Raw genomic sequence first — 21,768 nt, forward strand, 5'->3', positions numbered from 1 at the left:
CTCTTTTTTTTTGCAAACAATTTTGCAAACAAAACAGCTTCCTACTATTCCTTACTTATTTATTTAAATTAATATGAATGAAAGCAATAAAAAAACTTTCAAAGGAATATTTTTTGGAAGAATTTGAGGTACAATTAGTACACAAACTTATCGACAACTTTAAATCTTTCGATTTAACAGACGAATATATAGACGAATATTTAGAGGAAGTTTTTCCTGAAGATGAGGCAATTTATTTGGTTGATATTTATAGAGAACTTCAAGGTGAACTTTCGGTAGATGATATTGACGATTTAATCGAAAGAGTGACTGTCGATACTTTAGGTTTGTTTCAAGATTACTGTTTTGCTAATATTACAAATTCTATCCGTTGGAAATCAAATAAAATCCTTAAAAGGTTTTATTCGAAACAAAAACAATATATAGAAGATTTTGGGCTGGATAATGAAGTGATTAATATTGGTACTTCAACTATAAAATTAACATCTAAGTCTTATTCCTGCTATTGCTTTTCCATTCGAACTCCTATAATTTATAAAACTTATGACGATTGTTTAAAACTAAGAGAACAATATATCAATCATTTGAAAGAAATTTCTGATGAAAAACAAAAAACAACAGAAACTATAAATGAAAATATTACGCTCTGGGATAAAATGACATACAGAGAAAGAACAAAATTAATCGAGATACTTTCAAAAGAAATCTTTATCAATGGGGATATGATTAAATTTATAGACACGAATTCAGAAAAGCTAAAATGGGTCCAATTATTTGGATGTAGAGAATACCTAAAAGGATTTGTAAGAGTTCTAATGGAATACGGTTATGTTCCAGAAGATTTGTCAGGTGCAGAGCTTCGAAGTATTTGTCTAAATACTTTTGTATTAGGAGGAAGTGGATCCATCGATAAAAAACTATTTCAAAATATAAAAAAGAATTGTTCGGTTGATGATTATCACAGTAAATGTTTTATTAATATTATTGCATCTATAAGGAACTGAAATTGTAATTTTCTTCCCCATCACAAGTACCCATAATACTCATTATCAACACGAATTATAAATCATTCCCCAATTGGGTGCTTTGGGGATTTATATCAGTCCCATTCCCTTTCCTTTGCCTCCCAAAATACTGTTATATGCAGTTACAAATAAACAATTTAATAAGCCGGTTCACCGATATGGCCAATAAGGTCGATCGGATTGAACGCTTCCTGGAGGCGAAGAACAGTACCCAACAGGAAGAAAAGATTAAGTTTCTTACTTTGTCCCAATTGTGCGCATACATGCCTGGGAATCCATCGAAATCGACTATTTATGCGAAGGTCAGTCGACGCGAAATACCGCACAAAAAGGTAAACGGGAAACTACTATTTAAAAAAACAGAAATTGACAGTTGGGTAAACCAGCAAAGCAGAAGTATGAGGGAAGAAAGAATTGAAAATTTGTTAATTAAAAGGAGGGCATAACATGGTTAATAAAAAAGTTTCGAACAATAAAATTAAAATTGATACAAAAATAGTGAATAAGGATAATAATGTAATTCCGGAAGCAATCCAGAATGCCAGTTTGATTTTAGAAGAACAGCTGCATAGAATTAAAACCATTATCGAAGAATCGACGGAAACTCAAGTGTCTGAAAATGAGCAATCACAAAAAGTTGACACTAAAAATAAAAAGGTCGCTTCAGGTAAGCTGATAGCTCAAAAAACAATAAGGGTAACATTTGAAGAAGATTTTCTTGAATTTTCAGTTTACCTGGATGAAAATATGGAGTGGTTTACACCAACACGTGCAAAAGTGGTGACTTTTGAAGAAAATGATCAGGAAGTATATTATAAAACCATAAAATTCTCAAAATCAGATTTTGAACACACATTTTGGCTATTTCACTTGGATGAAGAACTCTTGGCACAGATTATTTTTGAATTTAGTATGATCCTAGCATTTTTAAAAATGCAATGTATTTTAAGTGAATATGATACTGTATGCCGATTTAGTGAAGATCTACATATTCTGGAAGATGAAGAGATTAAGAATCCCATCCCGGAAAATTTAAACTCACCATATCCGAATATCGATATATTAAAATCGCAGGTAGATAATACCAACATTAATTAACCAGCCTGCTTTGATTTTTGATCTTAATTAAGAGAATAATCTCTAAAGTATGTAAACATAAACGAACACTGGGATAATTTACAGTGTTCGTTTTTGTCATAAATAGAAATAAAATGAAAGACAATCCATATTTTAATTTTCCGCTTCACTTTCTTCTAAAATCCAATCTTGACAAAGGCCATTTCGATAATATTATTTCTTATTCCATTATGAAATTTATAGAATCTCTTCCTGAAATGAAATCCGAGGAACTAATAAAAAAATGTCTGTATTGCTTGAATCTCAATTCTGACGTTCTGACCAAAGAAACAATTAAAGTTTTAGAAGATATCGAGGATGAGGACATAGAAATTTCCTGTGTATTGGAAGACATGTTTCTTTTTGATAATGACGGAAAATACCAACACCTTTATGAAAAAGAAGTAATTGATTATATCAAAATGAGACCGCATATATTAGAGATCTTGAGAACAAGCGAACAAGGTATCAATTATACTTTTGCACAACACGCATTAACTTTCAAAGGAGGAACACTAAAGAACACTATCGAACAATATGAACGATTGAAAAATGATAATCATCAATTTGAAAAAAAATATGGCATTGATGCCCATGTAAGTATTAAGAGCAATCTTTTGTTTGCGGTCAGAGACGGTAAGTTCCCTGTTGATGAATTTCGTTTTCTTTCCGCCATAAAAACGATTATTGGTAAAAGAAAATATAATCATTCAACTATAAAGGGTGTTGTATTAAGAGCTTGTGGAGCTAAAAATAAGAATGTTTATAACAGACTTGCTACCTCTCAAATACATAAACTATTTAATCAGTATAGTAAACGCTACCCATTTAATAAGATGATGGATTCACTGATCAGAAAAAAATTGATAACCAAATTATCAGATACTAGGGGTTTTTTTGTATCAACTGGTCTTAATGCAAACGATCTTAAAGACCGTATAATTAAAAATAGAGCCAAATACAATGCTCCACTGGATGAGATCAAAGATGCAAAAATAGCATTGGAAAACGCCTTAAAATGAATAGTTATACTAACACTTTTCGTCACTGAAAAATAAAATTATATAAATACATGTGAGAAGGTAAAATTTGGACGCCTATATATTACGATTAACTGACCATTACCAAATTCAAAACAAAATTGATTGTGCGTGTATGTAGACTTTCCGAACAGGATAGTATGGAAGGATAACAACATCATCGCGTCACCATAACAACACCACAACAACACCTATATATATATTAATAAATAATAATATTTAGTTTTAATAATGTTTGTATGATAAGCTGGTACATATATGTACTTGCAAATACTTCCTTTTCTCTTTAAGAAAGAATTAAAATAAGTGGGTGAATAAAAATAATCCTTGTTAAAATATCACCTCCATATACTTGATCCTATTTTTTTTGCAAAATTTAAATGTTTTAAGTCCTTTGAAACAAGTTCTTGATGAATAATCGCAGGGCAACATCATAATAAAGAAGAATCGTTCGTCTTAATGTGAACCATAAAAACCTGGAACTGTTTGATTCAACAAATTAAGATCTCTTAATCATAACTGTTACGATATTACGATTTCAAGTTTGTCCTAAAAATGAACCGACAAGAATTTTAAATCTCAGATAAAAAAGAGGTTATTTTTTTGCACAAGAAAAAGCTCAAAAATGATCATTTATTTTTGCAATTCTTCTATAATATGCGTCATTACTGGAATATAGTATACTAAAATATTGGGATTAATACTGATTAAAGTATAGGAAAATTATATAATTCGATTAAATGAATTCCGTCAAAACTCAGTTCTATAAAATACATTAAAGCCTATTAAAAATAATGGGATTGAGAACACACTGACCTAACTTCATGTTTTATTTTTATTAATTCCAAATTTCAATATATGTTGTAATAAAGGTGTAAGTAAAAATACAGAGGGTTTAGCTTTAATTAGCTGAACCTTTTTCACATTATTAAATGAGCTATCAGACTACCAATATCAACTTTTGATCTTTTGAGCAAAGGCTACATCTGTGTGTTTCCTGACAGCATGTTATTCCTTTTCATCCTATATTAAAAAAACAACGACTGGCTATATTTTCATTACTTTTCTTTTGTATCCTATTATTGCTTTTTAAAGGTAAATTTTATTACTTTTTCCCATTAATTTTTTCTTTAATAGCCATATGAGCAGTATTTATTGAAAACCTCCTACAAAAAAGCAAATGGATAGCTTATGGTTACCTATTCTTCCTGATATTTTTAGGAACTTATTATTTACCGCATGGTATACCACTTTTAAAACTTGAAAATATATTGAAATATATTCTCTAAAACCAAATAGCGACAATAAAATACCGCTGAACTTTGAAAACTACTATTCAAAAGAAAACTGGGAAAGAATTCTAAAATCAGTATCCAACAATTACCACTCGATGTCTGACGAAGAACAACAACACTGTTATGTTTGGGGAAGACACTACAGCATGGCTAGAAACACAAATTTATTGGGACATAACTATAATTTACCCAACGCTTTTTCTTTACAAAGTTCATATTTCTCATGGGTACCTGATATTGACAGGAATATTGTTGTTTTAGCAATAAGTGAATCGAACCTTCAACAAGATTATTGGGAGCAGTATTTTGAATATGTAGAAGAGGTTGATGTTATCGAAAACCACTATGCTTCTGATAGAAGCTGGTATAATTATCGAATTTTTACTTGTAGAAAGATAAAGTATGATTCGAAAGATTTAAAACAGAGATATTTTAAAATATAAAGCAAGACGGCACAATAATGGGTATAATTCATAAGGAATTCAGAGGTACTCGAGCATTATCACCCGCATCATTTTTGGTGTTAACTTGATAGGCTTGAATCTCGCATTCCCTTACGAAATCATACACTCAGCGTTAGTCTAAATTCTAAACTATTTGGCAAACTCCCTATCTGATTCATAATCATGAGGTCGGCGGTTCAAGCCCGCCTCTCGCTACCAGTAAACAAAGGGGTTCACAACCAAATTAAGTTATGAGCCCCTTTAATTTGCACAAATAACAGGTCAAAAAAGTCCTAAAAAACGAATGAAAATGATGAGTTTTAATGAAATAATGGGTATCTAAACACCTGGAATATTGACAATAAAGGTTGATACTCTGGAATAGTTATTAAACATTTATTAAGGGTATGAACAAGAGATCTTCCTTTTTAAGTTCGAGTGCTGTTCTGGTCACCAATAAAAATAGATACCTGATGGTTTATAGATCATTACATCTGGTATCTAATTTCAACATACATATACACATACATACTCATCAATTTTAAAATCGGAATCGTTTGATGCAATATTATTCGGGAACAATTGATTCTGGATTATAATGATACTTTCTCAACGGTTAATCAGTTGCCAGAATTACACTTATCATGACATCAATCTCTGAAATTAAGAAATATCGGTTCATGTGTAATCGGGTTCTGATTAAAATTATCTACGGAACGATTTGAGGCATACTTTGAACTAAAAGGGCAACAAACCATCAATGTATACAAGTAATTTAGCAACTGAAATCAACGGGCTAAAAGATAACGTAGATATTGGTTCGTTGGAAATAGAGATATGTAAATACAAATATTTGACAGGAAATGAAACTAAAGATTTTTACCTTTTTATTCTTTATACTAACTTCTCAGGTTGGTTTTGGACAAGACTCTCAGGAAGAAAAAATGAAATGGTGGGACGAAGCCCGCTTCGGGATGTTTATCCATTGGGGGGTATATTCCGAATTGGGCGGAGAGTGGAAAGGCAAGCAGGCGCCTGGGTATTCCGAACATATTCTGCGGTCATTGAGAATTCCGCTTGAACAATACAAAGAAGTGGCTGCCAACTGGAATCCGGAAAAATTTAATGCCGAAGAATGGGTAAAGCTTTGTAAAGAAGCTGGAATGAAGTATATGGTGATTACGTCAAAGCATCACGATGGTTTTGCCATGTGGGATACACATGTGAAAGGATGGGAAAATTACGACATAGTTAATGGTACCAAATTTGGCCGTGATCCCATGGTTGAATTAAAAGCTGCCTGTGACAAATACGGGATTAAGTTTGGTTTTTATTACTCCCATGCACAGGATTGGAGCCATCCTTACGGACAAAGAAATACCGTGGATTACAATCAGCCCACACAAAAAGGAAAGTGGTATAATATGCCTGAGTGGCAGGAACACAGAAAGAAATCGCTTGAATATTACGTAAAAGGGAAATCCATCCCGCAATTAGAAGAAATATTGTCAAAGAAATATGATCCGGATATTATCTGGTTCGACACCAGTTCATGGTTGCCGGAAGATCAGCGTCAATTAATCCTGGAATCCGCGCGAAAAGTAGCTGGCCCGAATGTAATATTTAACAGTCGTTCGGCTCGGGGGTACGCCGATTATAAATCGACAACCGACAGACCGGCTGAGTTTAAGGACGAAGGAAGCAGATATTGGGAAGCTATTCCAACTACCAACGAATCGTATGGTTACCATAAAATGGACCACTCGCACAAACCGGCGTCCCATTTCATAAAATTGCTGTCGAAAGCATCTGCCCGTGGCGGTAATCTGTTGATGAATGTCGGGCCAAAAGGCGACGGTACCATTGCCGATATCGATGTAAAAATTCTGAAAGGCATTGGTGCCTGGCTTAAAGTAAACGGCGAGGCTATTTATGGAACTGAAAAGACCTGTTTGCCTGTGCAATCGTGGGGCCAGACAACCATTAAAGGGAATATGCTATACCTGCACATTCATAATTATCCAGGAGAAAAACTTGTGCTTGGCGGTTTGAAGAGCAAAATAGAAAAGGCCTGGCTATTGGCCGATCCGGATAAAAAAGCATTAGCTTTTGAAAAAACTCCGGCAGGAGATGCAATGTTTGCAATGCCGGCCGAAGCACCTGATTCGGTAGTTAGTGTGGTCGCTGTCGAATGTGAGGGTGATGTTGCTTACAACGGTACATCAAGGCTTATATCACCCTCTTATGAAAATACTTTTCATGTTTTCGATGGTAACTTAAACAATGAGGACCTGAAGTACGATACGGGGAAAAAGAACAAAGATTGCGTGATTAACTGGAAGAACAAAAACGATTTTATTACCTGGGAAAACAGGATTGAAAAGGATGTGAATTTCGATGTGTTTGTGACTTACCAGTCGGATAAAGGCAGTGAAAATAATCAGTTTGAAGTTACAATTGGCGATAAGCATTTTACAGCCAATGTTGTGCCCGGGGCCTATTTTGAAAAAACAAAAATCGGTAGGGTCAGCATGAAAAGAGGGGATGCAACGATTACTGTTAAGCCCGTTAATATTGCATCAACAGAATTGATGAAGTTGCAGAAGCTAATACTGGAGCCGGTTCAGTAAGAAATAGATCTTAATAAGAATAAAGAGAAAAATATTTTCTTAAGGAATAATTCTGATTTTTTTTTGATTTTATTTTTGCGGTCGGGAGCAAAACAGTATCGTTTAACTTGGGAATAACGGTAACTGGATAATAAATATTTATAACAATTAAAATTCATTAGATAATTATTTCGTGATGTTAATTAAAAAGATTTTATTAGGTTTTGGAATATTGAGTTGTGTAGCAACATGGGCTCAATCAAAAAATGATATAGGGGCAAAGCCATCAGGTCTTTCCGGCAAACCAAATGTTATATTGCTGATGGCTGATGATTTAGGCTGGGGAGATGTTGGATACAATGGTAATCCGGTGATTAAAACGCCAAATCTTGACAAAATGGCAAAAGAAGGCGTTCAGTTTAATCGGTTTTATTCAGCCTGCGCTGTATGTTCGCCAACCCGTGCGAGTGTATTGATGGGACGCAATCCTTACCGAACAGGTGTATTTACTGCAAACGTGGGTATTTTAAGACCCGAAGAAGTTACCTTACCCGAATTACTCAAAGAGGAAGACTACGCGACTGCTCATTTCGGCAAATGGCATCTGGGGACTCTGACACATACCGAAAAAGATGCGAATAGAGGAAGACCCGGAAACCTAAAGGAGTATAATCCACCAGCTGTACATGGATATGACTATGCTTTTGTTACTGAGTCAAAAGTTCCTACTTGGGATCCAATGAAAAAACCAGTTGCCGGAGCAACCCGCGAGGGATGGGATTACTTAAAAGAAGATGAAGCTTATACCGATTATGGGACGCATTACTGGGACATCAATGGAAATAAGGTGACTGAAAATCTTGACGGTGATGACAGCCGGGTGATTATGGATCGTGTAGTGCCCTTTATTGAGGAGGCATCAGCCGATGGAAAACCATTTTTTACGGTCGTTTGGTTCCATGCGCCGCATTTACCCGTTGTTGCCGGGCCAAAGTACCGCGACATGTACCCTGACCAGGACGATTACATGAAAAATTATGCCGGTTGTATTACTGCCCTCGACGAACAGGTTGGCCGCCTGCGCGATTTCCTGGCCGAAAAAGGCTTGGCGGAAAATACCATGATCTGGTTTTGCAGCGATAACGGTCCCGAACGGGATACCCCGGGAAGCAGTGGTGGTTTCAGGGACAGGAAACGCTCGCTTCATGAAGGAGGTGTGCGGGTGCCAGGAATTTTGGTGTGGCCCGAAGCGGTAAAAAAACATTTTGAAACCGATATTCCCTTTGTTACATCCGATTATCTGCCGACAATTATGGATGTTCTGGATATAGATACAGGCAAAACTCCCAACCAGTTGGATGGTATAAGTATCCTGCCTTTACTGGAAGGAAAAATGCAGGAACGTCCGAAGCCGATCGGGTTCTGTTACGGAAACCAGGTGGCGTATTCCGATAACCAGTATAAAGTGTATGCAAAAAGTGGTACTTTCACACTCTACGACCTGACTAATGACCCGTATGAAAAATCTGCCGTTAATTTAAGTGATCCCTCGGTATTTAACGGAATGAAAGAAGGAGCGATTAACTTTGTCAATTCCTGTAAATCCAGTTTCGAAGGTGATGAATACGGTACCGAATCATACATCAGGTTAGACCAGAACTGGAAAGATCCTTTAAAATACAATGAATGATGTTCCGGTTGAAGTGTTTAACAAGAAATCGGCAAGAACTCATAGACAATATAAAGACATATGACATTTGGCAACCGAAAAAGAGTTTCTCCAACAGGTAAATAATCAAAATCAAATAAACATTAAGTAATGAAACGAAATTTAAACCTTCTTTTAGGCTTGTTAGCTGTGTGTTGTTTATATACGTCCTGCTCAAGCATGAAGGATAAGGCAGACAAGCCCAACATCCTTTTCATCTTTGCAGATGACCAATGTTATAGTACTATTAATGCCTTAGGTAACCATGAGATAATTACTCCTAACCTTGACAAAATGGTAAAAAGTGGTGTGACTTTTACCCATGCCTATAACATGGGTGCCTGGGGTGGAGCAGTGTGTGTAGCTTCGCGTACCATGCTGAATACAGGTCGTTCTGTTTGGCGGGCCAAAAAGCTGATACCCAGTCTGAAAAAGCCTGAAATAACCGCAGGCCTATGGGGAAACCTGTTAAAAGATGCCGGTTACGATACTTACATGGCAGGGAAATGGCATGTAAAAGCGACCCCTGATTCCTGCTTTGAAACCATGGGAACGGTTAGGGGGGGAATGCCCAGGCAGACTCCCGAAGGATACAATCGTCCATTGAGCGAGAACGACACGATATGGGAACCCTGGGATACTCATTTTGGGGGCTACTGGCAGGGCGGAAAGCACTGGAGCGAAGTGCTGGCAGATGAGGCGATTGGCTTTATCGGTCAGGCGTCGAAAAAAGACAATCCGTTCTTTATGTACATCGCTTTTAATGCAGCACATGACCCGCGCCAGTCGCCGAAAGAATTTGTGGATATGTATCCGCTGGAAAATATTTCTGTCCCGAAAACCTTTCTGCCTGAATATCCTTATAAAGACGATATCGGCTGTGGTAAAGACCTGCGTGATGAAAGACTTGCCCCGTTCCCACGTACCGAATATGCAGTGAAGGTGAACCGCCGGGAATATTATGCCTTGATTACGCATCTCGATCAGCAGATTGGAAGAATTCTGGATGTATTAAAAAAATCAGGGCAAATGGATAATACATATATTTTCTATACAGCTGATCATGGTTTGTCTTGTGGTAACTATGGATTGATGGGAAAACAAAATATGTACGATCTGAGTGTTCGTCCGCCCATGATCATAATTGGCCCTGATCTGCCAAAAGACAAAAAAATCGATCTGGATGTTTATCTCCAGGATATTATGCCGTCAGCACTGGAACTGGCCGGAGCACAAAAGCCCCAATATGTCGAGTTTAACAGTGTGATGAAAATAGCTCGCGGCGAGCAGAACGTAAGTTCATACCCTGCCATTTACGGCTGTTACAAAAATCTTCAGCGTATGATCCGTAAAGACGGATTTAAACTGATTGTTTACCCCGAGGCTAAAAAAGTACTGTTGTTCGACTTGAATAAAGATCCTTTGGAAATGAATGATTTATCGGAGGTGAACGAATATCACGGCAAGGTGAAGGAAATGTTCAAAGAGTTAATTGACCTTCAGAAAGGTATGGGAGACAAACTGGATCTGACTGCTGCTTTTCCTGATTTACAGGATTAAAAACCATACAAGTTTAAAGAAATTTGAGGAGGGTAATCCGGTTCCTGATAATAGGCCATTGATTTTTAAATTGTGATTTAGAAATATTGATATATTTTTTTTAATAAAATAGTTACATGAGTCCCGATCCGTAATCGGACGTAGGACAAATTCTTAGTCTGCCACCAGGCAGGCACAAAATACCATATAATAAGCAATCTTGATCTTATGAAATATTTTATAAGTACATTTCTGTCAATGTTTTTAATAATGAATTTATATGGACAGGATTCCTGGCAATCCAGGAGGATAAGCTATGAAAACAATGAGTTAAAATACAATCCTGATGAAAAGGGGAATACAATTCCTGATTTTGGTCGTGTAGGGTATCATGAAGGGGGAAAAATTCCTAATGTTAGAGTCGTGAAGGAAGTTTCTCCCGGGAATGGAGACGATTTTCAAAGAATACAGGATGCAATAAATAGAGTTGAAAGTTTTCTCCCAGATGAAAACGGATTCAGAGGTGCCGTGTTGTTGAAAAACGGGTTATATGAAGTTTCTCAAACCTTAATAATAAGAAAATCAGGAGTTGTGCTTCGGGGCGAAAACAAAGACAAAACGGTTTTGAAGGCCACTAAAAAAGCAAAGTATAATTTAATAGAAATACAGGGAACAGGTGATTTGATTATGGACGAAAAATCGAAAAAGACAATTCACCAGAAATATGTGCCCGTTGGAGCCAAGAAACTGGTTTTAGCATCGACTGATGGATTGCAAAACGGCAACAGCATAATAGTTTATCGACCCGGGACAAAAAAATGGCTTCATGATCTTAAAATGGACCAGATTGAAGATAATCTTAACTTAAGGCAGTGGACAGAAGATAATTATGATTTATTATATGAAAGAAAAATCGAAAAAATATCTGGAGATACAATCCAAACAGATTATCCGGTCGTTATGGCAATGGAAGAAAAATATGGAGGAGGATCTGTTTACCGGTATGATTTTAAAGGGAGAATTTCAGAATGCGGGATTGAAAACCTGTATTTAAAATCGACTTACGAAAACGAAACTGATGAGAATCATGCCTGGATTGCAATTAAACTGGTAAAGGCTCAAAATTGTTGGATTAAGAACGTAACAGCTCGGTTTTTCGGTTACAGTTGCGTAAGCGTTGCAAATAACTCGAGAAATATAACGGTCACAGATTGTAATTGTCTGGATCCGAAATCAGAAATCATAGGTGGTCGTCGTTATGCTTTTGAATGTGATGGTCAGCTGAATTTGTTTAAACGTTGTTTTTCAACTTACGGACGACATGATTTTGTTACCGGAAGAAAAGTTTGTGGCCCGAATGTATTTACCCAGTGCGAAGCTGTAAACAGTCAATCCGATATTGGACCTCATCATCGTTGGGCAACAGGGACGTTGTATGATGTAATCAAAACAGACCGATCCATTAGCGTTCAGGATAGAGGCAATTACGGAACAGGCCATGGCTGGGCCGGAGCGAACCAGGTGTTTTGGAATTGTAAGGCTAAAACCATTACAGCACAAAATCCCTGGGTGTCTGCTAAAAATTATGTTATTGGCGGAACAGCTACAAAGCTTCTTGGGCGATTCCCTGATCGACCCGATGGCAATTGGGAAGGATTAAATCGAGGGACGTTGAAACCTGAGTCGCTGTATGAGGCACAGAAAAAAGCCTGTATACTCAAAAATCAAGAACATTAGATAAATGCTGAATCTTTCTTTAATAGTTACATTAAGCGGTTATATAAACTATGGTCTCATTAATATTTTCAATATGTTGGCTACTGGGAATAATTAGCGCTATAGTTGATAATACATCAACTATTATCCATAAGAAACCTAATATTCTTTACATTTTTAGTGATGATCAGTCATTGCGTACCGTCCACGCATATCCCAATTCTTATGCATGGATATAAACTCAAAATTGCACCGTATGATGCCAACCTGTTGGCTCCAATGATTGTAAGACAACCTAATAGGTTTGCCGAAGGGAAGGTGTGTAATTACCCCATTAATGGCGTTGATATTATCAAAACCACTCATTCCCTTTGTAATGTTACACCGTCTAATAAACTCGATGGATGCGATTTTAGGCAACTGTTGATTAATCCTGAACAGGAAAACTGGAAGGATTCGGTAATGATCCAGCTTTATATCGGTAACCGTTACGGGAATGAAGTAATTACAGAGGCATTAAAAGATGCATGCAAAACTGGTAATTAGAGTAAATTTATCGTTCATAAAGGATCTAAAACACGTGCTTGGATCATGTGTCGTTAAGGCAAATACAAATATATACGCTATATCTGGAAAGATTACATAGAGGAGTTATACGATTTGGGAAATGATCCGGAGGAACTTCACAATCTCGCTGTCAGAAAGGAATTTCAGGATAAATTAACAGCGCTCAGAAAGAAAACAATTTCTGAATTTAAGAAGAATGGAGCAACTTTTGTTGATTTTATACCGGAACCTAAGATTGTTTACAAATAAGATATTCAGTAAAGAATTTGATCACAAAAATGCTTAAACGATATAAAAATTGGTAATTTAAAGTTTATAATATGAGTGGTCAGTTTGAAGATTGATGAAAAGGTTATTCCAGCTTTGTTTATTATTGGCTCATTTTAGTGTTGCTGCTCAAAATATTTCTTTTGAGCACATTACAGCGAATGATGGGCTAAGTCACAATGTGATTTATTCCGTTGCTCAGGATTCTATTGGTTTTATTTGGCTGGCAACCAGAAACGGTATAAATCGATATTCAGGATATTCGATCAACACATACAGCACCGCCATTCAGGGGACAAAAAAAAGCCCGATCTTACAGGTAAATAAATTAAAGTGCATTGATAACGAAATCTGGGCCGTTTCCAAAAACGGACAGTTATTAAAGTATAATCCACTGGATGATTTATTTTATATGTTCGAATTGCCTGAAAAAGGCCAGGTTATAGACTTTGTAAAAATCAACAGGGATACATTATTACTGATTACATATGAACATTTATATTCATTTCAAATATCTGTTGAACGTTTCTCAAGGATTGATATTGAGCCCGGAAATCTGAGGACCATTAGTAGTAAAAATGAAACAATCTGGCTGGGAACCCGATCTGGTATTGCAAAATATCGAATTTTAAGAAACGGCGATCTTGTTTCGCAGGATTTAATCCTCAATGGAGAAGCAGTCTCTTCATTATATCATGGGCAGGACAGCCTGCTATTGGCTGGAACAATGCAAGGCAACCTGTTCATTATTGATTCAAATGGAGAAAAAATAAATGTTAATCTTGACATTGAGAATCAGCAATCCGTTGTCAGGTCTATAACAAGCACTCCTCAAGGTAATTTCATCGTAGGTACCGACGGAAACGGTGTTTTTATTGTCAATTCTGAAGGCAAAATATTAACTCACCTTTCACATGAATTTGGGAACGACAACACACTTTCGATAAACAACGTTTACGATGTGTTTTATGACATTCAGAATAGGATTTGGATTAGTACTTTTGGTGGTGGATTAAATCTTTATGACCCGAATCAAAAAAAGTTTTTCACACTTAAAAACAGTCCCGATAATAAAAACAGTCTTGGAAATAACACGGTGAAACGTATTCTGGAAGATAAATCCGGTAATCTTTGGTTTGGTACTATTGGTGGAATATCTGAATGGAAAAGGGAAAAGAACATATGGATTCACTATACCCGGGAAAACGGGAAATTGAATAATAATTCTATTTTATGTCTTGCAGAGGATACGGAAGGAAAAATAATTGCCGGTACTTATGGAGGCGGAATTAATATCATCGATCCCGAAACTGGCAATGTGAGTACAATGACGGATTACAATGAAGAGGGAACTAAAAAAGAAATTCATTATGTTTATTCGGTGCTGGTTGACAATGAAGGAGATGTATGGTTTTCGGAAATGAATAGAGGAGTAACAGTCTGGAACAGAACAACAAATAAATATATTACTTACAATATCCCCGCAGTTCGGACAGTGATTCAACGGAAAAATGGGGAAATTCTGGCCGGCTCTATTTACGGGGTTTTCAGGATCGATAAAAGAATGGTTGAATTTGAACAAATCCTTTATTCCTTGTTCAATGATATTAATCTAGACAACGATTATGTATATTCTCTTTATGAAGATAAATCAGGTATCATTTGGTTAGGTACCGAAGGTGGTGGTTTGGTAAGGTATAACTTTGAAAACAGAGAAACTACATTTTTTAATGAATTAAACGGATTCCCTTCAAATGTTATTTGTGGAATAGCCCCCGATGACAACAGGAATCTCTGGCTCAGTACTTATTCAGGCATCTTAAAATTCAATCCATTAAATTCAAAAACGGAAAAGTACGATGTACGTGACGGGCTTTCGGATAATGTATTTAACCTGGGTGCCTATTTTCGTACAGCCTCAGGCGAAATCTTTTTGGGCGGGGCAAACGGAGTATCTTATTTTAAGCCTGAAGAAATAACTTCATATTCCAATTTGCCTGTCCCCTTTATTACAACTTTAAACATAATAGGGAAAGAGGTAAATGATTCTATTGATAATGGCCAGATAACCTATCCCAATTACCTTAAGAAAACAGTACTCGATTATAACAGAAATAACATTACTATTGGATTTGAAGCTATTGAATTTACCAATTTCCGTAAAAACCAGTACAAATGGATATTGGAAGGTTATGATAATACATGGAATACTCCCACTTTTAACCGACAAGCTAATTATTCCAACCTTCGCCCGGGAAATTATACATTTAAATTAATGGTTTCCAATTGCGACGGAGTGTGGAATCCAAAAGTTAAACAGTTAAGTTTTACTATATTGCCACCTTTCTGGAAATCAAACTGGGCATTTATTTTATATATCATATTCCTGGCAGCTTTGGTATATTTCAGCATTTCCTTTGGTCGAATAATTATCAGGGAAAAATATTTTCAAAAAAAAATGCGGTTGTTTATTAATCTGGCACATGACATTCGTACACCTTTATCCTTAATCAAGTTTTCTGCAGATAATCTCTCAACAAAACAAGGTTTTGGAGATTCGAATGAAGATATGCAGTCGATAAACAGGAATGTTCAGCGGCTAAACCATTTTATTACCCAACTGCTCGATTTTCAGAAATCAGAGTACGTAACTTCTGAACTTAATCCTGAACGATTGGAAATTTCACCGTTCATTTCAGAAATAGTAAATGATTTTTCTCCCATAACGGAACGTCGCGAAATAATTATTGAAACGAGTTTGACTGATGGGCTTTACGTACATGCCGATCATTTTAAGTTACAACGCGTGCTTAATAACCTGATATCCAATGCCATAAAATATACGCACGATGAAGGAAAGGTAACTATAAAAACCAATCGTAAAGGCAAATATGTTGAAGTGGAAGTATCCGACAACGGAATAGGTATTCCTAAAGCACAGCAAAAAGATATTTTTAAGCGGTTTTTCAGGGCAGAAAATGTGGCCAACCGTCAGGAACCGGGTAGTGGACTGGGATTGGTTCTTTCTCGTCGTCTGATTGAACAACATGGTGGCAAAATTACTTTTAGCAGTGAAGAAGGAAAAGGTACCTGTTTTATTGTTTTGCTTCCATTTAATGATGCATATCTAAAACATTCTGTTGAGCCTGATGATACTTTAAGAAGCATAACAGAATCAACTGAAGAACATGTTAAAAAAGAATATACGTTACTTTTGGTTGAGGACAATAACGAATTGCGCACTCAACTCAGTAACCGGCTGAAAATTAAACATAATGTTTTGGAGGCGGTGGATGGTGAATCGGGTTTGGAGAAAGCAGGAAATGAAGATGTAAATTTGATAATTACGGATGTAATGATGCCTGGATTATCGGGTATGGAACTGTGCAAAATATTAAAATCCGATCCGGCAACCAGTCATATTCCGTTAATCATGCTTACGGCATTAAGTTCAGAACAACATAAACTGACCGGACTTGAAACCGGTGCCGACGCTTTTGTTGAAAAACCTTTTGATGTCAATATCCTTGAAATAACTATACACAACCTGTTGAAGATGCAGGAAATTCTTCAAGAGAAATACAGGGAGCAGGGATTTGAAGCCATAAAGGAAAATATTAAAAATGAAGCCGACCGCGAATTTCTTAAACGATTGGAATCAATTGTAATTCAGAATTTAAATGAAGCTGAATTTTCGGTAAATACGCTTTGCGAAGAACTGGCTGTTAGTCGTCCTGTTATTTTCCGAAAACTAAAAGCATTGACAGGATTATCAGTAAAAGGGTACATCACTAAAATTAAAATGGAAAAAGCAATGGAACTCCTCGTAAGCAAAAAATATAATATTTCGGAAGTCGCTTATGAATGTGGTTTTTCGGCACCACAACATTTTACCAAAGCTTTTAAAAAATATTTCGGTAAAGCTCCATCTCACTACACACGCTAAGGATTTTAGTGCCTGTTCCTTATCGGTTATCATTTAATTTTTATCCTCAAGGGAATCCGATTGATTTTTTATTTTCTCCCTACCGAATTGGGATAAGAAAGTCAAAAGAAATGTATTATTTACTTTTCCTTCAAGACATGATTGTATTAAACCGGATTAATATATTCGACAGACATCACACCATTTTCTCCTGTAAGAATATGAAATATTTGTATTTGAAGGTTAAGAACGATTTGCAGCAATATACGAACGTTTTTTGCCCTGTTCAGAAATATAATTTCCTGATTTTTAAACTGAAATTATCCGGTATAAAATCCGGTTGATTCAGCGTTTAATTTTGAAAAAATGAAAAACATTTACAAACAAAATATTCTATTAAATCAAATGATCTGGAAAATTAAGCATTTAAATTACGGGATACTTGGGTTGTTCTTGTTAGCACTTGTAAGTTGTACAGGCATAAATAAAGAGGATAATTTTAAGAATTATAAGAATTCCGGCAATACTCCGGAAGTCAGGGCACAAAATTTGATCTCATTGATGAGTATTGAAGAAAAAGTGGCACAAACCCTTTGTACTGGTGAATCAAATATGGATGGTATTTTCGATGAATCGGGCCATTTAAATCAGGATAAAGCAACAGCAAATTTCCCAAACGGAACCGGTTATGTTTTCATTCCGCAGGATATAAAAAAAACAATGAATTCAAGGGAATTGGCTGAGTTTACCAATTCTATCCAAAAATTCTTCATGAATGAAAACAAGTATGGTATTCCGGTTATAATATTGGAAGACCATCTATATGAACAAACAGTAAAAGATGGGACTTTGCTGCCAAGTCCCATTGGATTGGGGGCTACCTGGGATCCGACTCTCGTTGAAGAGTTGTTTGCCATGTCGGCTGCGGAAATTCGTGCAAGAGGTACGCAACAGGTACTGGAGCCGGCAGCAGAGCTTGCAACAAAATCTAATTGGTTTAAGACTGAAAATACTTTTGGTGAAGATCCGTTCCTGGTCACCCGGGTAACTTCTGCGGCCATAAAAGGCTTGCAGGGGAAAGGTGATTTTAAAACCAAAGATCATGTAATAGCAACTTTAACACATTTAGGTGAATTTGGTCAAGAGTCTGAATCATCAAATATTTCGAAAAGGGTAATCAAAGAAATGTATTTGCCTCCATTTCAGGAAGGTATTGAAAATGCCGGCGCTCTTGGTATAATGGTTTCAAATGATGAAATAGACGGAGTTTCTGCATTTACCAATACGTGGCTCATAAAAGATATCCTTCGTGAGGAATGGGATTTTGACGGTGTTGTACTGTCTGGTTATTATGGTATTTCTGACCTCTTTCATAAAAGTGCCTATAATTCTATTTCAGAGAATAAAATTGAGGCAGCAAAAATAGCTTTCAATGCCGGTTTGAATTTAGAATTTAATTCTGATGAATGCTACGCTGAACTGGTTGAACTGGTAAAATCAGGAGAAATAAGCGAAAATCTGCTGGATGAAATGGTATTGCCCATTCTTAAAACAAAATTCCGACTGGGTCTTTTTGATGATCCATTTGTAGACCCTGATCACGCCGAAAAAATAAGCGGCACTGAAGATAACATTCGGCTGGCACATGAAGCTGCATTAAAATCCATTGTTTTATTAAAAAATAAAGAGCAAATCCTACCACTTCAGGCGAATAAACTGAAGACCATTGCTGTTATTGGCATCGATAAATATCCCGTTGAGCTGGAAATGCCAAACGATACTTCAAATTTTACAACTTCATTATTGGAAGAAATAAAAAAGCAAAGCGGTGAAAAAGTAAAGGTATTATTTGCAAGGGGTCATAATACAATAACAGATTCAAAAAAATTTAAACAAGGAATTTCAGAATTGAAACGTGATCTGGGAAATAAAACTGAAGAAGTGACTGAGGATGCAGATGTTATACTATTTGTAACCGGCAATACCGGACAACAATCACCTCACGAAACCGGAAATTCAACAATTAATAAGGAAAATACAGACTTCGTACTGCAACATTCGGAACTATTGCACAAATTAAAAAGTACAGGAAAACCGGTTATACTCGTCAATAATAATCCTCATTTATTATCGCTGCTGAATTACGAAGCAGATGCTATACTGGAAAGCTGGCATCAAAATCAGTTGGTAAATCAGGCAATTGCAGAAGTTCTTTTTGGCAGTTATAATCCGGGGGGGAAACTTCCGGTTACCATTCCAAAAGGTAAGTCCAATGATAATTCCGAATTGAATAATTCTTTTTACCCGTTTGGATATGGTTTGAGTTATACAACGTTCGAAATTTCAGAACCTTCTATTTCTAAAAGCATCATCAGCAAGGATGAGAATGTGACAGTTAGCCTGAAAATTAAAAATACAGGCCGGTTTATCGGCGATGAAGTTATACAGCTATACATCAGGGACGAAGTTAGTTCAGTAACAAGACCGTTAAAGGAGCTTCAGGCATTTAAAAGAGTAACTTTAAATCCGAAAGAAGTGAAGACCCTGGAATTTGACCTAACTCCCGAAGATCTTTCATTTTATAATATGGATTTAGATCATGTGGTGGAATCCGGCAATTTTTTGGTAATGACAGGGCCTGACTCCCAAAACCTGAAACAAACAATCCTGAAAGTAGAATAACATTTAACCTTTAAGTCGTGATTGACTAATAAATGATAAAATGATGAAGATCTTAACACCTTATTTTCGAAATCATTTATCTAAATCCATAGCAGGTGCTTTTGAAAACTGAAATAGGATGTTATGAAGCTGAAATAATCTGATTGGTAATTCATTGTAAATCGATTTTTGGACAATTTTTAAATAACAAAGTTTAAATAAGTATGGACAGGATTGCACAAAAGGAAATAATTAAATCATCCACGCGAGTTCCGTATGATACAACTGAAAAACTTATAATTTTAATAACATGAAAACGCGATTGTTTCTTTACCTCTTATTAGCCCTGGGCTTACAGGTTAAAACAGAGGCCCGACCACAGATTCAAAATAAAGAGAAGAATGTTCCGGTAATTATCATCATGGCCGATCAGCTCCGCTATGATGCAATAGGTAAGTTTACGCCTAATATTAATTCGTTAAAGGAGGAAGGAGTTACTTTTAACCGGCTATACACTGCATGTCCGCTTTGTGCTCCCTCCCGGGCATCATTTTTCACAGGCAGGTACCCCAATAATACCGGCTGTATAATAAATGGCTGGCAACCAGAGGATAGACATTATCAGAAGGTTAGGTCAGGGATGCCTGATTTGTACAGGACTATGTCAGAAGATTGGGATAGCTGGCATATAGGCAAACAACATTTTTTCACGCAGGATAAGATAGATAAAGACCCGCAAACGAAAACTAAGTGGATTACAACAAATAACTACGAAAAGTGGCTGAAAAAACAAAATGTTCGCAAAGCCGGAGGCAGCAATTTCAAAGCAATTGATCCTGAGCTTGTGGCAAACACGCATACTTCCATAAAAAATTACTCAATACCGGAAACCGGGCTTTATGAACCGGGGGCAAAGTATTATTTCGACCAGTATGTGGCCGATAAGGTGGTTGAGACAATTAAGGGCCATTCCGAGGGATCAAAACCATTGCTTGTTAATGCCATGTTCCTGGCACCCCATCCACCGCTCGATGTTCCGGAGCCCTATTACAGCGAGGTAAAAAAAGATGATTTTACTCTTCCTGACAATGTTGGTGTATGGTATCCCGGACAGTCTCCGCTTCAATTGTATAATCTGACCGGCTTTTTTGGTTCGCGTTATTCCAGGGAACAATGGTCGGAAATATGGCCGAAATATCTCGGGCTTGTCAGCCTTTTTGATGATGAAGTGGGACGGATAATTCAGGCCCTGAAAGATAAGGGTATCTATGATAACGCGCTGATCATTGTTACAGCAGATCATGGCGAGATGCTGGGCAGCCATTGTTTATGGCAAAAAAACTGTATGTACGAAGAATCGGCCAGGGTGCCTTTTGTTATCAAATTTCCGTCTGACTTCAAACCCGCTGTTAATGAAACGGATGAAGTAGTGAGCTTAATGGATGTATGGCCAACACTTATCGATTATCTTAAGATACCTGACGCAGCTGAAACAGACGGGATCTCTTTCATGCCGGTCGTTAACGGCAAAACTATCGATCGAAAACCAGTTTTTATTCAATACGATGGAAACGGTGCCTATGGCAATAACCAGAGATGTATTGTACAGGATGATTTCAAACTTATACTGGATACTTTTAAAGATGAAATTTTTGTAGAGTTATACAATATAAGAAAAGATCCAGAAGAAAAGGACAATCTTGCGTTTCAGCCTGAATACAAATATAAAGTCAATGAATTAATTAATCAGATCAAAGATCACATGGAAAATACGCATGACCTGATTCATATTCCTGATAACGTGTATGACCACTTCCTGGCTAATTATCAGCCTTATTATAAAAAATGATACATATA

Annotated in this window: 13 protein-coding genes; all 13 read left to right on the top strand. The window is 36.5% G+C overall.

From position 1 onward, the window contains the following. Positions 1–77 precede the first annotated feature (77 nt). Positions 78–1,004 carry a hypothetical protein gene (locus tag WFY05_RS00135; RefSeq protein ID WP_340110660.1) on the top strand — a complete coding sequence of 309 codons (927 nt, stop codon included), beginning with the start codon at positions 78–80 and terminating at the stop codon, positions 1,002–1,004. Positions 1,005–1,141: 137 nt separating this feature from the next. Beyond that, positions 1,142–1,471 carry a helix-turn-helix domain-containing protein gene (locus tag WFY05_RS00140; RefSeq protein WP_340110661.1) on the top strand — a complete coding sequence of 110 codons (330 nt, stop codon included), beginning with the start codon at positions 1,142–1,144 and terminating at the stop codon, positions 1,469–1,471. Position 1,472: 1 nt separating this feature from the next. Then, positions 1,473–2,123 carry a hypothetical protein gene (locus tag WFY05_RS00145; protein WP_340110662.1) on the top strand — a complete coding sequence of 217 codons (651 nt, stop codon included), beginning with the start codon at positions 1,473–1,475 and terminating at the stop codon, positions 2,121–2,123. A 113-nt stretch (positions 2,124–2,236) separates the two neighbouring features. After that, complete coding sequence (locus tag WFY05_RS00150) at positions 2,237–3,163, top strand: hypothetical protein (RefSeq protein ID WP_340110663.1); 927 nt, start codon at positions 2,237–2,239, stop codon at positions 3,161–3,163. Between the two features lie 1,408 nt (positions 3,164–4,571). Then, entirely contained in the window at positions 4,572–4,919 is a 348-nt protein-coding gene (locus WFY05_RS00155) for a hypothetical protein (RefSeq protein WP_340110664.1), read from the top strand. An 863-nt stretch (positions 4,920–5,782) separates the two neighbouring features. After that, on the top strand, positions 5,783–7,549 hold the full coding sequence (locus WFY05_RS00160) for an alpha-L-fucosidase (RefSeq protein WP_340110665.1): 1,767 nt from the start codon (positions 5,783–5,785) through the stop codon (positions 7,547–7,549). 175 nt (positions 7,550–7,724) lie between these two features. Then, positions 7,725–9,218 carry a sulfatase family protein gene (locus tag WFY05_RS00165; RefSeq protein ID WP_340110666.1) on the top strand — a complete coding sequence of 498 codons (1,494 nt, stop codon included), beginning with the start codon at positions 7,725–7,727 and terminating at the stop codon, positions 9,216–9,218. 198 nt (positions 9,219–9,416) lie between these two features. Beyond that, positions 9,417–10,796: a sulfatase family protein gene (locus WFY05_RS00170; protein ID WP_340110667.1), complete on the top strand. Its 1,380-nt coding sequence runs from the start codon at positions 9,417–9,419 to the stop codon at positions 10,794–10,796. A gap of 249 nt (positions 10,797–11,045) precedes the next feature. After that, complete coding sequence (locus tag WFY05_RS00175; protein ID WP_340110668.1) at positions 11,046–12,512, top strand: hypothetical protein; 1,467 nt, start codon at positions 11,046–11,048, stop codon at positions 12,510–12,512. Positions 12,513–12,716: 204 nt separating this feature from the next. Next, the gene (locus tag WFY05_RS00180; RefSeq protein WP_340110669.1) at positions 12,717–13,037 is read left to right on the top strand and encodes a sulfatase/phosphatase domain-containing protein; all 321 of its coding nucleotides are present in this window, start codon (positions 12,717–12,719) and stop codon (positions 13,035–13,037) included. 364 nt (positions 13,038–13,401) lie between these two features. Beyond that, complete coding sequence (locus tag WFY05_RS00185; RefSeq protein WP_340110671.1) at positions 13,402–17,271, top strand: hybrid sensor histidine kinase/response regulator transcription factor; 3,870 nt, start codon at positions 13,402–13,404, stop codon at positions 17,269–17,271. Between the two features lie 345 nt (positions 17,272–17,616). Next, entirely contained in the window at positions 17,617–19,932 is a 2,316-nt protein-coding gene (locus tag WFY05_RS00190) for a glycoside hydrolase family 3 N-terminal domain-containing protein (protein ID WP_340110673.1), read from the top strand. Between the two features lie 289 nt (positions 19,933–20,221). Continuing rightward, entirely contained in the window at positions 20,222–21,760 is a 1,539-nt protein-coding gene (locus WFY05_RS00195; RefSeq protein ID WP_340110675.1) for a sulfatase family protein, read from the top strand. Positions 21,761–21,768 lie beyond the last annotated feature (8 nt).

The sequence above is a fragment of the Maribellus mangrovi genome, assembly GCF_037646455.1.
Taxonomy (GTDB): domain Bacteria; phylum Bacteroidota; class Bacteroidia; order Bacteroidales; family Prolixibacteraceae; genus Draconibacterium; species Draconibacterium mangrovi_A.

Coding starts and splice junctions, on each gene's coding strand:
- WFY05_RS00135 (WP_340110660.1), top strand. CDS start 78: ATGAAAGCAATAAAAAAACTTTCAAAGGAATATTTTTTGGAAGAATTT.
- WFY05_RS00140 (WP_340110661.1), top strand. CDS start 1,142: ATGCAGTTACAAATAAACAATTTAATAAGCCGGTTCACCGATATGGCC.
- WFY05_RS00145 (WP_340110662.1), top strand. CDS start 1,473: ATGGTTAATAAAAAAGTTTCGAACAATAAAATTAAAATTGATACAAAA.
- WFY05_RS00150 (WP_340110663.1), top strand. CDS start 2,237: ATGAAAGACAATCCATATTTTAATTTTCCGCTTCACTTTCTTCTAAAA.
- WFY05_RS00155 (WP_340110664.1), top strand. CDS start 4,572: ATGTCTGACGAAGAACAACAACACTGTTATGTTTGGGGAAGACACTAC.
- WFY05_RS00160 (WP_340110665.1), top strand. CDS start 5,783: ATGAAACTAAAGATTTTTACCTTTTTATTCTTTATACTAACTTCTCAG.
- WFY05_RS00165 (WP_340110666.1), top strand. CDS start 7,725: ATGTTAATTAAAAAGATTTTATTAGGTTTTGGAATATTGAGTTGTGTA.
- WFY05_RS00170 (WP_340110667.1), top strand. CDS start 9,417: ATGAAGGATAAGGCAGACAAGCCCAACATCCTTTTCATCTTTGCAGAT.
- WFY05_RS00175 (WP_340110668.1), top strand. CDS start 11,046: ATGAATTTATATGGACAGGATTCCTGGCAATCCAGGAGGATAAGCTAT.
- WFY05_RS00180 (WP_340110669.1), top strand. CDS start 12,717: ATGCATGGATATAAACTCAAAATTGCACCGTATGATGCCAACCTGTTG.
- WFY05_RS00185 (WP_340110671.1), top strand. CDS start 13,402: ATGAAAAGGTTATTCCAGCTTTGTTTATTATTGGCTCATTTTAGTGTT.
- WFY05_RS00190 (WP_340110673.1), top strand. CDS start 17,617: ATGAAAAACATTTACAAACAAAATATTCTATTAAATCAAATGATCTGG.
- WFY05_RS00195 (WP_340110675.1), top strand. CDS start 20,222: ATGAAAACGCGATTGTTTCTTTACCTCTTATTAGCCCTGGGCTTACAG.